This is a genomic window from Phenylobacterium sp. (assembly GCF_035475775.1).
GTDB lineage: Bacteria > Pseudomonadota > Alphaproteobacteria > Caulobacterales > Caulobacteraceae > Phenylobacterium.
On record NZ_DATIMC010000100.1, the window covers coordinates 1 to 11,801 of the forward strand.

17 protein-coding genes are annotated in these 11,801 nt (G+C 71.3%); 6 read left to right on the forward strand and 11 right to left on the reverse strand.

The annotated features are described in order from the left end of the window. A partial coding sequence (locus VLI41_RS12355) for a DUF1003 domain-containing protein (RefSeq protein ID WP_325268383.1) occupies window positions 1–383 on the forward strand: 383 nt, incomplete at its 5' end. A 3-nt stretch (window positions 384–386) separates the two neighbouring features. Here the strand turns inward: VLI41_RS12355 and VLI41_RS12360 are convergent. After that, a complete protein-coding gene (locus tag VLI41_RS12360; protein ID WP_325268384.1) occupies window positions 387–1,328 on the reverse strand; it encodes a GlxA family transcriptional regulator in 942 nt (313 codons plus the stop codon). Window positions 1,329–1,425: 97 nt separating this feature from the next. On the opposite strand from VLI41_RS12360, the gene VLI41_RS12365 reads away from it, so the two are divergent. Beyond that, complete coding sequence (locus VLI41_RS12365; protein ID WP_325268385.1) at window positions 1,426–2,094, forward strand: DJ-1/PfpI family protein; 669 nt, start codon at window positions 1,426–1,428, stop codon at window positions 2,092–2,094. On the opposite strand, the gene VLI41_RS12370 is transcribed toward VLI41_RS12365, so the two are convergent. The 4 genes from VLI41_RS12370 to VLI41_RS12385 form a co-directional block, all read right to left on the reverse strand. After that, on the reverse strand, window positions 2,091–2,624 hold the full coding sequence (locus tag VLI41_RS12370) for an SRPBCC family protein (RefSeq protein WP_325268386.1): 534 nt from the start codon (window positions 2,622–2,624) through the stop codon (window positions 2,091–2,093). The two genes, VLI41_RS12365 and VLI41_RS12370, sit on opposite strands and share 4 nt — an antisense overlap. Then, on the reverse strand, window positions 2,621–3,010 hold the full coding sequence (locus VLI41_RS12375) for a metalloregulator ArsR/SmtB family transcription factor (protein WP_325268387.1): 390 nt from the start codon (window positions 3,008–3,010) through the stop codon (window positions 2,621–2,623). The genes VLI41_RS12370 and VLI41_RS12375 overlap by 4 nt, the downstream gene beginning before the upstream one ends. A gap of 104 nt (window positions 3,011–3,114) precedes the next feature. Continuing rightward, window positions 3,115–3,345: a hypothetical protein gene (locus tag VLI41_RS12380; RefSeq protein WP_325268388.1), complete on the reverse strand. Its 231-nt coding sequence runs from the start codon at window positions 3,343–3,345 to the stop codon at window positions 3,115–3,117. Window position 3,346: 1 nt separating this feature from the next. Further along, the gene (locus VLI41_RS12385; protein WP_325268389.1) at window positions 3,347–3,526 is read right to left on the reverse strand and encodes a hypothetical protein; all 180 of its coding nucleotides are present in this window, start codon (window positions 3,524–3,526) and stop codon (window positions 3,347–3,349) included. A gap of 79 nt (window positions 3,527–3,605) precedes the next feature. Between VLI41_RS12385 and VLI41_RS12390 the strand changes: the two genes are divergently transcribed. From VLI41_RS12390 to VLI41_RS12400, 3 genes are read left to right on the forward strand one after another with little or no spacing between them, the layout of a single operon-like run. Beyond that, entirely contained in the window at window positions 3,606–4,196 is a 591-nt protein-coding gene (locus VLI41_RS12390; RefSeq protein ID WP_325268390.1) for a hypothetical protein, read from the forward strand. A 50-nt stretch (window positions 4,197–4,246) separates the two neighbouring features. Beyond that, on the forward strand, window positions 4,247–4,582 hold the full coding sequence (locus VLI41_RS12395) for a metalloregulator ArsR/SmtB family transcription factor (protein WP_325268391.1): 336 nt from the start codon (window positions 4,247–4,249) through the stop codon (window positions 4,580–4,582). Further along, a complete protein-coding gene (locus VLI41_RS12400; RefSeq protein WP_325268392.1) occupies window positions 4,582–5,046 on the forward strand; it encodes an SRPBCC family protein in 465 nt (154 codons plus the stop codon). Before VLI41_RS12395 ends, VLI41_RS12400 begins: the two co-directional genes overlap by 1 nt. 6 nt (window positions 5,047–5,052) lie before the next feature. On the opposite strand, the gene nadC is transcribed toward VLI41_RS12400, so the two are convergent. Genes nadC through nadA form a run of 3 tightly spaced genes read right to left on the reverse strand, consistent with a single transcriptional unit; the run spans window position 5,053 to window position 8,533 of the window. After that, complete coding sequence (nadC, locus tag VLI41_RS12405) at window positions 5,053–5,898, reverse strand: carboxylating nicotinate-nucleotide diphosphorylase (protein WP_325268393.1); 846 nt, start codon at window positions 5,896–5,898, stop codon at window positions 5,053–5,055. Then, window positions 5,895–7,418, reverse strand: coding sequence for an L-aspartate oxidase (locus VLI41_RS12410; RefSeq protein ID WP_325268394.1), 1,524 nt, complete (start codon window positions 7,416–7,418; stop codon window positions 5,895–5,897). Before VLI41_RS12410 ends, nadC begins: the two co-directional genes overlap by 4 nt. After that, a complete protein-coding gene (gene nadA, locus VLI41_RS12415; protein ID WP_325268395.1) occupies window positions 7,418–8,533 on the reverse strand; it encodes a quinolinate synthase NadA in 1,116 nt (371 codons plus the stop codon). The genes VLI41_RS12410 and nadA overlap by 1 nt, the downstream gene beginning before the upstream one ends. A gap of 391 nt (window positions 8,534–8,924) precedes the next feature. Between nadA and VLI41_RS12420 the strand changes: the two genes are divergently transcribed. Next, on the forward strand, window positions 8,925–9,917 hold the full coding sequence (locus VLI41_RS12420) for a cell wall hydrolase (RefSeq protein WP_325268396.1): 993 nt from the start codon (window positions 8,925–8,927) through the stop codon (window positions 9,915–9,917). Window positions 9,918–9,920: 3 nt separating this feature from the next. Here VLI41_RS12420 and VLI41_RS12425 read toward each other — a convergent pair whose 3' ends face one another. From VLI41_RS12425 to trxB, 3 genes are all read right to left on the reverse strand, one after another. Next, on the reverse strand, window positions 9,921–10,406 hold the full coding sequence (locus VLI41_RS12425) for an N-acetyltransferase (protein WP_325268397.1): 486 nt from the start codon (window positions 10,404–10,406) through the stop codon (window positions 9,921–9,923). 40 nt (window positions 10,407–10,446) lie between these two features. After that, a complete protein-coding gene (locus VLI41_RS12430) occupies window positions 10,447–10,653 on the reverse strand; it encodes a hypothetical protein (protein ID WP_325268398.1) in 207 nt (68 codons plus the stop codon). A gap of 69 nt (window positions 10,654–10,722) precedes the next feature. Further along, on the reverse strand, window positions 10,723–11,724 hold the full coding sequence (gene trxB / locus VLI41_RS12435) for a thioredoxin-disulfide reductase (RefSeq protein WP_325268399.1): 1,002 nt from the start codon (window positions 11,722–11,724) through the stop codon (window positions 10,723–10,725). Window positions 11,725–11,801 lie beyond the last annotated feature (77 nt).

An 11,801-nucleotide genomic window follows, 5' to 3' on the forward strand; every position in this document is an offset into this window, starting at 1 on the left:
CGGAGATCGGCGGGTCTTGGGCCTTCATCATCGGCTTCGGTATCGTCCTGGCCGTGTGGATCACCTTCAACGTGGCGTTCAAGGGCCACGGCGCCTTCGACATCTACCCCTTCATCTTCCTCAACCTGATGCTGTCGATGCTGGCGGCGATCCAGGCGCCGGTGATCATGATGAGCCAGAACCGCGCCGCGGCCCGCGACCGCGAGGCGGCGGGGCACGACTACACGGTCAACCTGCGCGCCGAACTGGAGATCATGCACCTGCACGACAAGATCGACGCCATCCGCGACCAGCAGATGATCGAACTCCTGAAACAGCAGCGCGAGGCGATCCGGCTGCTGCGGGGGCAGGTGGAAAAGCTGACCCTGCCGAAGAAGCGGTAGGCCCTAGGCTCGCGCCGCCCGCCTCAGCGCCTGGGGCGGCTGGCCGAAAGCGCGCAGGAAGGCCCGGCGCATCCGCTCGGGATCGCCGAATCCCGCCGCCTCGGCGACCCGGTCGATGGGCTCGGCGGTGGACTCCACCCTCAGCCGCGCCGTCTCCAGCCGCAGCCGCTCCACGGCCTTGGCGGGCGTCAGGCCGGTCTCGGCGCGGAACGCGCGGGCGAAGTGGCGCGGGCTCATCGCCGCGCGCTCGGCCAGCCGCTCGACGCTCAGCGGCTCGGCGAGCCGCTCGCGCATCCAGTCCATCAGCTCGGCGAAGCGCCCGTGCACGCCGCCGGTGTCGAGCAGCGCCGAGAACTGCGACTGGCCGCCCGGGCGTCGGTGGTGGACCACCAGGACCTGCGCCACCAGGCGGGCGGTCTTCGCCCCCAGGTCGTCCTCGATCAGCGCCAGCGCCAGGTCGATGCCGGCGGTGATGCCCGCCGAGGTCCAGACCTCGCCGTCGCGGATGAAGATCCGGTCCGGCTCCAGCCGCACCTTCGGATAGCGGCGCGCGAAGTCGTCGGTGCGGTTCCAGTGGGTCGTCGCGCGGCGGCCGTCGAGCAGGCCCGCCTCGGCCAGCAGATAGGCTCCGGAACAGACGCTGGCGACCCGCCGCGCCGCGGGGGCCGCGCGCCGCAGCCAAGCCGCCAGGGCGTTCTGCGCCTCCAATGTCCGCACGCCGACCCCGCCTGTCACCAGGATCGTGTCGTGGGCCGTGTCGTCCAGCGACGCGGCCGCCATCTCCACCCCCGAGGAGCTCGCGACCGGACCGGCCACCTGGGCCAGCACGCGCAGTTCATAGGCGCCCGGCGATATCCGCCCGGCGATCTCGAAGGCGGCGATCGGGCCCGCGGCGTCGAGCAGCTGGAAGTCCGGGAAGATCACCACGGCGATACGGCGGGTCATGGCAGTTTCAGTTGGAACATTGTCATTTCGGTCGCAGGCTAGACCGGCGATGATGCGGCGGTCAATCGGAGGCCGCGCCCTGTCCAAGCTCGTTATCGTGATCCCGCTCTATCCGCAGGTGACCCACCTGGACTTCACCGGCCCGCACCAGGTGCTCAGCCGCACGCCGGACGCCGAGGTGATCGTCGCCTCGCTGGACGGGCGCGACATCGAGGCGGAGGGGCTGGTCTTCTCGCGGCTGGCCGACCTCGCCAGGCTCGAGCGTTGCGACGTGCTCTGCGTGCCGGGCGGCATCGGCGCCACCGAGGCCATGCTCGACGCGACGTTCATGGCCGAGATCCGCCGCCTCGGCGCGGGCGCGAAGTACCTGACCTCGGTCTGCACCGGCTCGCTGGTGCTCGCCGCGGCCGGCTTCCTCGCAGGCAAGCGGGCGGCGTGCCATTGGGCCTGGCGCGAGCTGCTCATCCCGTTCGGCGCCATCGTCAGCGACGCGCGGGTCGAGCGGGACGGCAATGTGATCACCGGCGGCGGCGTCACCGCTGGCATCGACTTCGCCTTCACCCTGCTGGCCGAACTGGCCGGGACGGACTACGCCCAGGCGGTCCAGCTCGGGCTCGAGTACGATCCGCATCCGCCGTTCCGGGCGGGCAGCCCGGCGATCGCGCCGCCGGAGGTGCTGGCGGCGGTTCGCTCGCGCATGGCGCCGCTCGCCCGCGCGCGGATGGCGGCGGCGGTAGAGGCCGCGCGCCGCCTAAAGTCCGCCTAGGCCGGGAGCCGCTGGTCGTACTCGGCGTGCAGCCGGCTCCAGGCCGGCCAGATCGGCTTGGGCTCCATGCCGCCCACGCGATCCACGAGGATGTCGAGGTGCGAGTGCCAGCCGGCCGCCACCCGCAGCAGGTATTCGCGGCTGGGCAGCCGCCGGTGGACGAGGGTCAGCAGGACGCCGTCGCCCGCAGGCGAGAGCTCGATGGAGACGTCGCCCGTCCCCGACCAGGTGAAGGCGATCCGCCGCGGCGGATCGATCTCCGTGATCCGGCAGTCCATGCGGCTCTCCTCCGGCATGCCGGCCGGCCGCTCGGCCCGCTCGCGCGAGAGCTCGTCGTGGCGCCAGACGAACTCGAACGGCGCGCCCGTCTCGAGCTCCATCTCGCCGGCCGCCAGCCACTGGCGGCGCAGGTCGCTTTCGGTGAGATAGGCCCACACCCGCTCGATGCTGCCGGGCAGCAGGCGCTGCATGCGCAGGGTCGCAGGCTCGGTCAGGACGCCATAGGCGTCGATGGCGGCGGCTTCGGTCATGGTTCGTCTCCTTCGGAGGTGGGGGAGGGGGAGGGTCCGCTCTGGGCCCGCTCGCGCCGGAGCAGATCCTCGAGGACATCGAGGCGGCTGTTCCAGAAGCGCTCATAGAAGCTCAGCCATTCGTGGGCGTCGGCCAGAGGGCCGGGCTCCAGGCGACAAAGATGGGTGCGGCCGCGCACCTGCCGGCGGACCAGCCCCGCCTTCTCCAGCGCCTTGATGTGCTTCGAGGCCGCCGCCAGCGAAATCGCGAAAGGGCGGGCGAGCTCGCCGACGCTGCGTTCGCCGTCCGCCAGCTCGCGGAGCATTCGCCGCCGCGTGGCGTCGCCGAGGGCGTGGAAAACGCTGTCCAGCTGCTGAGCTTGTAATTCAACCATGCGGTTGAACATGAGCCTGTCCGGAGCGACAGTCAACCGTTCGGTTGAATTATTTTCTGGACTGCACTGCGCCGATGAGCCGGATCGCGTTCAGGCTCGCTTGGCGCGGGAGCGCGCTAAGGCTTGCGCCGCTGGGCGCTGTTCTCCTCGAAATCGTCCTTCGCCTTGGGGTCATGGGCGTGGCGCCGGTCGCGTTCGCCGCCGCCGCCCGAGACATGGCTGAAGCGGGTGTTGGTGGGCTCGCCCGGCGAGCGCGGATCGCCCTTGTGAGGCTCGGGCTTGGTGCGGTCCTCGTGGCTCGCGCCAGGACCGCCCCAGCGGTGGGTGTTGGGGCTCTTCTGCGGCATGTCAGCGGTCCTGCTGGTAGCCCTGGTTGTGGGTGTTCTGGTGGATGTTGCCGGCGCGGCCCTGCTCCTTGAGGTTGAGGTGGTCGCGGCTGCGGCGGTCGACGTCGGAGCCCTTCACGTGCGGCTTCTCGTCGGGCGCTGACCTTTGGTCCGGCGGGATGGGTGGCGCTTTCGAAGCCATGGGTTCGCCTCCTTCGGTTGGGGACTGAACCCGGCGCGGATAGGCTGGTTCCGGTGAATCTGGCGCTCGGGGAGGGGACATGTCGGGCGAGGCGGCGGTCTATGTGGTGACGGACATCGAGGCCGACGGGCCGCGGCCGGGCCAGCATTCGATGCTCTCGTTCGCCGCCGTGGCGGTCACCGCCTCGGGCGAGAGGCGGGGCGTGTTCGAGGCGGTGCTCGAGCCGCTGGCCGATGCGGTCCGCGATCCGGACACCTACGCCTGGTTCCAGACCCAGCCGGACGCCTGGGCGGCCGCGACGAGCGATCCGCGGCCGCCGGCCGAGGCGATGGCGGACTTCGTGGCCTTCGTGCGCGGCCTCGGCGCCCCGGCGCTGTTCGCCGCCTTCCCGATCGCCTTCGACGGCATGTGGATCGACTTCTACCTGAAGCGCTTCACGCCGCACGCGCTGATCGAGGGGCCGTATGCCAGGGATCCGCTGTTCGCCGGCCCGGGGCTGTGCCTGAAGTCGTTCGCCGCGGCGGTCACCGGCCAGGACTTCGCCGCCTGCCGGCCGAAGACGCTGCCGCCCGAGTGGCTCGGTCATCACGAGCACACCCACAAGGCCGTCGACGATGCGCTGGGCTATGCCCACCTGCTGGGCGTGCTGATGGCCCGCGCCGGCCGCTAGGCCGCGTCCTGCCGCTTGACAGGCAACTAATTAGTTGCATATTACGGGTCATGAACGACGACGCGGTCTTCACGGCCCTGGCGGATCCGACCCGCCGACGCCTGCTCGACCGGCTGCACGAAACCAGCGGACAGACCCTTTCCGAGCTTTGCGAGGGGCTTCAGATGACGCGCCAAGCGGTAGCCAAGCATCTGGCGATCCTGGAGGGGGCCAACCTGGTCGCCGTCCGCCGCCAGGGCCGCGAGAAGCTGCACTTCCTAAATCCGGTGCCGATCCAGGGGATCGCCGAGCGCTGGATCGCCAAGTTCCAGGAGCGGCAGCTGGCCGCGCTGTCGGCGCTCAGGGCGTCGCTGGAAACCGACCCTTCCCAGAAGAGGAGGCCATGATGGCCGAAAGCACCTTCGTCTACGTGACCTATATCCGCGCGACGCCCGAGGCGCTGTGGAATGCGCTGACCGACACCGACTTCATCCCGCAATGGTGGATGGGCGTCCGGACCGAGACCGACTGGACGGTCGGCGGCTCCTGGAAACTGGTGTTCCCGGACGGCCGCGTCGCCGACACCGGCGAGGTCCTGGAGTTCGAGCCGCCGCGCCGGCTGGCGCTGAAGTGGCGCAACGAGTTCCGGCCGGACCTGAAGGAAGAGGGCTGGTCGCATTGCCTGTTCGAGGTCGAGCCGCAGGGCGAGGCCGTGAAACTGACGGTCACCCACTCGATCCCGCGCGAGCATTCGAAGCTGATCGAGGCGGTCGCCGGCGGCTGGCCGTCGATCCTCTCCAACCTGAAGACGCTGATCGAGACCGGAAGGGTCCTGATCCCGCAGCGGACGGCGGAGGCGGCGGAGGCCTGAGGCGATTCAGACTGCGTCGAGGCCGATGTCCAGGACGCTGGCGGAGTGGGTCAGGGCGCCCACGCTGATCACGTCGACGCCGGTCTCGGCGACCGGCCGCACAGTCTCCAGGCTGATCCCGCCGGAAGCTTCCAGCGCCACGCGTCCGGCGGCGCGTCGAACCGCCTCGCGCAGGTCGGCCAGGCTGAAGTTGTCCAGCAGGATGACGTCGGGCGCCTCCGCCAGCGCCTCGTCGAACTGGGCCAGGGTGTCGACCTCGACCTCCACCTTCATCAGATGTCCGGCGAACGCCCTGGCGCGGCGCAGGGCCTCAGTGACCCCGCCGCAGGCCGCCACGTGGTTGTCCTTGATCAGGATCGCGTCATCCAGGCCGAAGCGGTGGTTCACCCCGCCGCCGCAGCGCACCGCGTACTTCTCCAGCGCCCTCAGGCCCGGCGTCGTCTTGCGGGTGTCGACGATCCGCGCCCTAGTCCCGGCGATCGCGTCGACATAGCGTTGGGTGAGCGTGGCGATGCCGGAGAGCCGCCCCATCAGGTTCAGCGCCGTCCGCTCGGCCGCGAGCAGCGCGCGCGCATTCGCCTCGACCCGGGCGAGCGCCGTCCCGGGCTGCACCGGCTCGCCGTCGGCGACGACGGTCTCGAAACGGGCGCTGGGATCGAGCTCGGCGATCGCGACCCGGGCGCAGGCCGCGCCGCAGACCACGCCCGCCTGGCGGGTCGCGAACACCGCCGAGAGCCGGGCGTCCGGCGCGATGCAGGCCTGGCCGGTGACGTCGCCGGCGCGGCCGAGATCCTCCGCCAGCGAGGCCCTGACGATCGGGGCGATCAGGAGATCGGGGAGGGGGGCGCTCATTCGGCCGCGAAGCGCAGCGCCTCGGCGCGATCCAGGTCCGCCAGCCGCACGAAGGTGCGCTGCGCAGGCTTCTGCGCCGCGGCGTCGGCGCGATAGTGCCCGCCGCGGCTCTCGTTCCGGGCCAGGGCGCAGGCGGCGGTCAGGCGCGCAGCGATGAGGGCGGGCGCGGGACCGTGCCCCGCCTGCAGCGCGTCGATCTCGGCCAGCAGGCGGCTCAGCCCGTTGGCGTCGCGCACGACCCCGGCGTCTCGGCTCATGGCGGTGCGCAGCGCGGCGAGCGCCGTCTCGGAGAGTTCGGGCGCGGCCTGCGCGGACAGAGGTCGGGTCGCGGGATCGGCCTCGGCCGCGGCCGCGCGGCCGGCGCGGGTCCCGAACACCGTGGCTTCCAGCAGCGAGTTCGAGGCCAGCCGGTTCGCGCCGTGCACGCCGGTGGCGGCGCATTCGCCGGCCGCGTAGAGGCCTGCGAGCGAGGTGCGCCCGTCGGCGTCGGCGATGATGCCGCCCATGTGGTAGTGGCAGGCCGGTGCGACCGGGATCGGCTGGACGCGCGGATCGACGCCCCCGGCCAGGCAGGCCGCGAACACGCCGGGGAAGTGTTCGGGGAAATGCGCGCCCACCGCCTGCCGCGCGTCAAGAAACGCGCCGCGGCCCGCCTCGCGCTCGGCATGGATGGCGCGCGCCACCACGTCACGCGGGGCGAGCTCGGCGTCCGCATGGTAGCGGCCCATGAATCGCTCGCCGGAGGCGTTGACCAGCACCGCGCCTTCGCCGCGCAACGCCTCGGTGGCGAGCGGCGCGGGATCGCGGCCGATGTCGATGGCGGTGGGGTGGAACTGCACGAATTCGGGGTCGCCGATGAGCGCCCCGGCCAGGGCCGCCAGGCCCAGGCCTTCGCCGCGCAACTCGGTCGGCGTGGTGGTCACTGCGTAGAGGCCGCCGATGCCGCCGGTGGCGAGCACGACAGCCGGGGCCAGGATCTCCGTCAGCCGGCCCTCGATCTCGGCGACCACGCCGCGCACGCGGCCCTGCGCGTCCTGGACCAGCCCGCGCAGCCTGGCGCCTGCGCGGATCTCGATGTGCGGCGCGGCCAGCGCGGCCACGCTCACCGCCTGCATGATCGCCCGGCCGGCCTGATCGCCCTTCACCCGGGCGACCCGCGGCCGCGAGTGGGCGGCTTCCAGGCTCTGGGCGAACTCGCCGTCGGGGGTTCGGTCGAACGGCGCGCCCAGGGCGGCCAGCGCGCGCACCGCGGCGGGGCCCTCCTCCGCCAGCAGCCGCGCCATCGCCGGATCGACGAGGCCGGCGCCGGCCGCGACCGTGTCCTTGGCGTGCAGCGTCGGCTCGTCATCGGCCAAAAGCGCCGCGGCCATGCCGCCCTGCGCCCAGGCCGAGGAGCAACCGTGGTTCAGCGGCGCTCCGCTCAGCAGCAGCACCTGGCGCGGCGCCGCGGCCAGCGCGACCGAGAGCCCGGCCAGGCCTGCGCCGATGACCAGCACGCCATCGTGACGGACACGCTCCATCAGATCAGCTCCACGTCGACGTGGTGGCGCGCCTTGACCAGGTCGTAGCGGGCGGGCTTGGCCGGCGGCGGTAGGTCGACCATCCGCTGCACCGCCAGCCGCGCGCGCTCGGCGATCGCCGGATCGACGTCGACCTCGTGCCGGCCGCGGAGCAGCGCCTCGTAGATGTTCTGCAGCGTGATCCGCTTCATGTGCGGGCACAGGTTGCAGGGCCGCACGAACTCGGTCTCGTGGGCGTCGGCGGCCACGTTGTCGGCCATCGAGCACTCGGTGATCAGCACCACGCGCCGGGGCTTGCGGGTGAGCACATAGTCGTTCATCGCCGCGGTCGAGCCGGCGAAGTCGGCCACCTCCAGCACCTCGGCCGGGCACTCCGGGTGCGCCAGCACCTCGGCGCCGGGATAGGCTTCCTTCAGTTCCAGGATATCGGCGGCCGTGAAGCGCTCGTGCACCTCGCAGCGGCCCTTCCAGGCGATGATGCCGACCTCGGTCTGGCGGGCGACGTTGCGGGCCAGGAACTCGTCGGGGATCAGGATCGCCCGGTCCACGCCCCATTGGCGCGCGGCCGCCTCGACCACCTGCACGGCGTTGGCGCTGGTGCAGCAGATGTCGGTCTCCGCCTTCACCTCGGCGCTGGTGTTCACGTAGGTCACCACCGGCAGGCCGGGATAGCGCTGCTTGATCAGCCGCACGTCGGCCGCGGTGATCGAGCTCGCCAGCGAGCAGCCGGCGCGCAGGTCGGGGATCAGCACGGTCTTCTCCGGCGAGAGGATCTTCGAGGTCTCGGCCATGAAGTGCACGCCGGCCTGGACGATCATCTTCGCCGTCGATTTCGCCGCTTCCTTCGCCAGGCCCAGGCTGTCGCCGACGTAGTCGCCGACGCCATGGAAGATCTCCGGGGTCATGTAGTTGTGCGCCAGGATGACCGCGTCCTTCTCGCGCTTCAGCCGGTTGATCTCGGCGATCAGCGGCGCGTGACCCCGCCATTCCATGGGGGTGACATGGCGCTTCACCTTCTCCCATGAGGGCGCCGTCGCCGCCTCGACCTCGGGCGTGAAGGCGAACTGGAAACCGTCTGCGGCCATGGGACACTCCCTTATGCTCAATTTGAGCATTTCTACGGCCTGAATAAACGCCAGGCCAGCTGACCTGGCGTCATGTTTTGCTCATTCCGAGCATAACCTGCAGACCATATAGCCGGGCGGGGCCGCGATGCAAGTCATCGCCGGTTGCGGAGGGGTGTTCCGCCGCGGCGCCCGCCGTCCGCGGGCGCCCATATGCCGCGGCGATGCGGCGCTTCAGGGGGCAATTGTCCTTGTTTTCGCCGGCTTTGCGAGGGCATGTGGCCCGCACGAGCCGGAAGCGATGCGGGGCCGTCAATAACTCGTGAGCATCTTTCATTCGATCTCGCCCCGGCCGTGGGGCCGGTGGGCCGTTGTCGCCGGCGCGCTCCTCACGCTGTTCGTCAGCGCGTCTGCGCCTAGGGTCGCGCCAAAGCCCCACGTGGTGAGGCTGGACTCCGCGCGCCTCTCCATCCTGCAGCTCCAGAAGCTCGCCGCAGGCGCGGATCCCGACAGCCTTGGCCTGGCTGAGCCGGGACCGATCAATGGCATCCCGGCATCCGGACCTGTCCTGGCCACCGGTCAGGCCGCCATCCAGCTCAACGCCCAGCGGCCCTTCGCCGGACAGCCGATCGAGCCCATGCGGCCGTTCGTGCTGAGGACCGACGCCGCCGACCGCGCGCGCGCCGTCCATTGCCTGGCCCAGGCCGTCTACTACGAGGCGGCGCGAGAGCCCGTGCAGGGCCAGGAGGCCGTCGCCCAGGTGGTGCTGAACCGGGTCCGCCATCCGGCCTATCCGAAGTCGGTCTGCGGGGTGGTCTACGAGGGCGCGGCGCGCTCCACCGGCTGCCAGTTCACCTTCACCTGCGACGGATCCCTGCGCTATGCGCCCGATCCCGAGCTCTGGAGCCGGGCGGTGAGCGTGGCCAGGCGCGCGCTCGCCGGCTTCGTCGACAAGCAGGTGGGGTCGGCCACCCATTACCACGCCGACTATGTCGCGCCCTACTGGGCCCCGACGCTGGTCAAGATGACCCAGGTCGGCCAGCAGATCTTCTACCGCTGGACCGGAAGCTGGGGCGAACCGGCCGCCTTCACCGGCCGCTACGCCGGCCACGAGGCCGAGCTCACCGCGGCGATCCTGAACCGCGACGGGCCGGCCGCCGCCCCGCCCGCGCCCGAGCCGCGGCAGGTGACCCTGACGGTCGGCGGCGAGGCCCGCACCTACAAGGTGGCGCAGGTCGGCGCAAAAGGCGCGCCAGCGGCGCCCGGCGTGCTGATCGCCGCCCGTCGTCGGCCGACCGGTGACGAGGTCGCCAGGATCAACGCCAGCCTCGGGGCGCTGGAAGCCAAAATGGACGCGCCCACAACCGCCGCCGCCGCCGCTCGCCCGGCCAGCGCGCAGGTCGCGGCGGCAAGCGCACAGAGCGCGGCGGAATAGGGCTCAGGCGCCGAACGCGTTCGGATAGGCGATGGACATCGGCCGGTCGAAGGCGCCTTCGCCCAGCGCCAGGGCCATGAAGGCCGGCTGCCCGCGCCAGGGGCCATGCACCTGCGCCGCCGTGGCGGCGGTGAAGCCGAAGCGGCCGTAGTAGGCGGGATCGCCCAGCACCAGAACGCCGAAGGCGCCGAATTGCGGCGCGCGCTCCAGCCCCGCCCGCACGAGCGCGGCGCCCAGCCCCTTGCGCTGATGCTCCGGCCGCACGGCCAGCGGGGCCAGCGCCGCGTACAGCTCGTCGCGGTCGGCCCAGAGCCGGCTGAACATGATGTGGCCCACGAACTCGCCCGACTCCTCGGCGACGAGCTCGAACATGGCGTCCTCGTCGGTCCTGAGGCCCTCGACCAGACGCGCCTCGTCCGGGCGGCCGAACGCCTGCGCGACGAGCTCCGATATGGCGGCGTGATCGCCGGCGGCGGCGTAGCGGATCATGTCGCCAGCCTAGACCTTGGGCGGAGGGCCGGGGAGGGGCTCAGTTGTTCGAGGCGGGCGAGGCGCGCGCCTTGGCCTGGGCGCGTGCGGTTTCTTCGTGCTGCTCGTTGCGCTTGGCCTCGGCGGCGAGCTTGCGCCAGCCCTGGGCGATGGTCTCATAAACCTGCTTCTCGGCGGGATTGCCTGCCCGCGCCGCCATCCGCAGAACGGCCTCCGCCTGCGCCATGTACCGTTCGCTGTCGCGCATAGCTTCTCTCGCCGCGGTCAACCGCTGAGCGACGAAGGAAGTTTCCCCGGATGGAACCGGACCTCGATTTCACCAGACGCCGATCTTCTCCGCCTCGGCGTGGCTGATCGGATGATGCGCCTTGCGGTGGTCCTCCTCGGCCAGGAACCGCACGGCCTCCAGCGCAGCCATGCAGCCCATGCCCGCCGCCGTGACCGCCTGGCGGTAGACGTCGTCGGTGACGTCGCCGGCGGCATAGACCCCTGCGACCGCTGTCGACGCCGTGCCCGGCTTCACCTTGAGGTAGCCCGCCGCATCCATCTCGAGCTGGCCCTTGAACAGCTGCGAGGCCGGCGCATGGCCGATGGCGACGAACAGCCCGTCGCACGCGACCGCGCGGATCTCGCCGCTCGCCAGGTCCTTCAGCCGCACGCCGGTGACGCCCGCCGGGTCCTGCCGGCCAACCACCTCCTCGACCACCGCATTCCAGACCACCTCGATCTTCGGATGGGCGAACAGGCGCTCCTGGAGGATGCGCTCGGCGCGGAATTCGTCGCGCCGGTGCACGACCGTCACCTTGGAGGCGAAGTTGGTGAGGAACAGCGCCTCCTCGACCGCGGTGTTGCCGCCGCCGACCACCACGACCTCCTTGCCGCGGTAGAAGAAGCCGTCGCAGGTGGCGCAGGCCGATACGCCGAAGCCCTGGAACTTCTGCTCGGACGGCAGGCCCAGCCACTTGGCCTGTGCCCCGGTGGCGATGATCAGGGTCTCGGCCAGCCAGACCTGCCCGCTGTCGGTCTCGATGCGGAACGGCCGCTTGTTGAGGTCCGCCTTCAGCACGATGTCGCTGACGATCTCGGTCCCCACGTGCTCGGCCTGGGCCTTCATCTGGTCCATCAGCCACGGCCCCTGGATCACCTCGGCGTAGCCGGGATAGTTCTCCACATCGGCGGTGATGGTCAGCTGGCCGCCGGGCGTCAAGCCCCGGATCATCACCGGATCCAGAAGCGCCCGCGCGGCATAGATCGCCGCAGTGTAGCCCGCGGGTCCGGCGCCGACGATCAGGCAACGGACGGAACGCGGCTCGGCCATCAGGCAGTCCTCTTCTTCACGCTGGGTCACTGGCCGGCCACCCCGATGGCGGCGGACCTCTAGAGCAAGATGGGAGG

Bases quoted from the DNA above. Each gene is read 5' to 3' on its own strand.
- VLI41_RS12360 (WP_325268384.1), bottom strand. From the start codon at position 1,328: ATGACCCGCCGTATCGCCGTGGTGATCTTCCCGGACTTCCAGCTGCTC.
- VLI41_RS12370 (WP_325268386.1), bottom strand. From the start codon at position 2,624: ATGACCGAAGCCGCCGCCATCGACGCCTATGGCGTCCTGACCGAGCCT.
- VLI41_RS12375 (WP_325268387.1), bottom strand. From the start codon at position 3,010: ATGTTCAACCGCATGGTTGAATTACAAGCTCAGCAGCTGGACAGCGTT.
- VLI41_RS12380 (WP_325268388.1), bottom strand. From the start codon at position 3,345: ATGCCGCAGAAGAGCCCCAACACCCACCGCTGGGGCGGTCCTGGCGCG.
- VLI41_RS12385 (WP_325268389.1), bottom strand. From the start codon at position 3,526: ATGGCTTCGAAAGCGCCACCCATCCCGCCGGACCAAAGGTCAGCGCCC.
- VLI41_RS12390 (WP_325268390.1), top strand. From the start codon at position 3,606: ATGTCGGGCGAGGCGGCGGTCTATGTGGTGACGGACATCGAGGCCGAC.
- VLI41_RS12395 (WP_325268391.1), top strand. From the start codon at position 4,247: ATGAACGACGACGCGGTCTTCACGGCCCTGGCGGATCCGACCCGCCGA.
- VLI41_RS12400 (WP_325268392.1), top strand. From the start codon at position 4,582: ATGGCCGAAAGCACCTTCGTCTACGTGACCTATATCCGCGCGACGCCC.
- nadC (WP_325268393.1), bottom strand. From the start codon at position 5,898: ATGAGCGCCCCCCTCCCCGATCTCCTGATCGCCCCGATCGTCAGGGCC.
- VLI41_RS12410 (WP_325268394.1), bottom strand. From the start codon at position 7,418: ATGGAGCGTGTCCGTCACGATGGCGTGCTGGTCATCGGCGCAGGCCTG.
- nadA (WP_325268395.1), bottom strand. From the start codon at position 8,533: ATGCTCAAATTGAGCATAAGGGAGTGTCCCATGGCCGCAGACGGTTTC.
- VLI41_RS12425 (WP_325268397.1), bottom strand. From the start codon at position 10,406: ATGATCCGCTACGCCGCCGCCGGCGATCACGCCGCCATATCGGAGCTC.
- VLI41_RS12430 (WP_325268398.1), bottom strand. From the start codon at position 10,653: ATGCGCGACAGCGAACGGTACATGGCGCAGGCGGAGGCCGTTCTGCGG.
- trxB (WP_325268399.1), bottom strand. From the start codon at position 11,724: ATGGCCGAGCCGCGTTCCGTCCGTTGCCTGATCGTCGGCGCCGGACCC.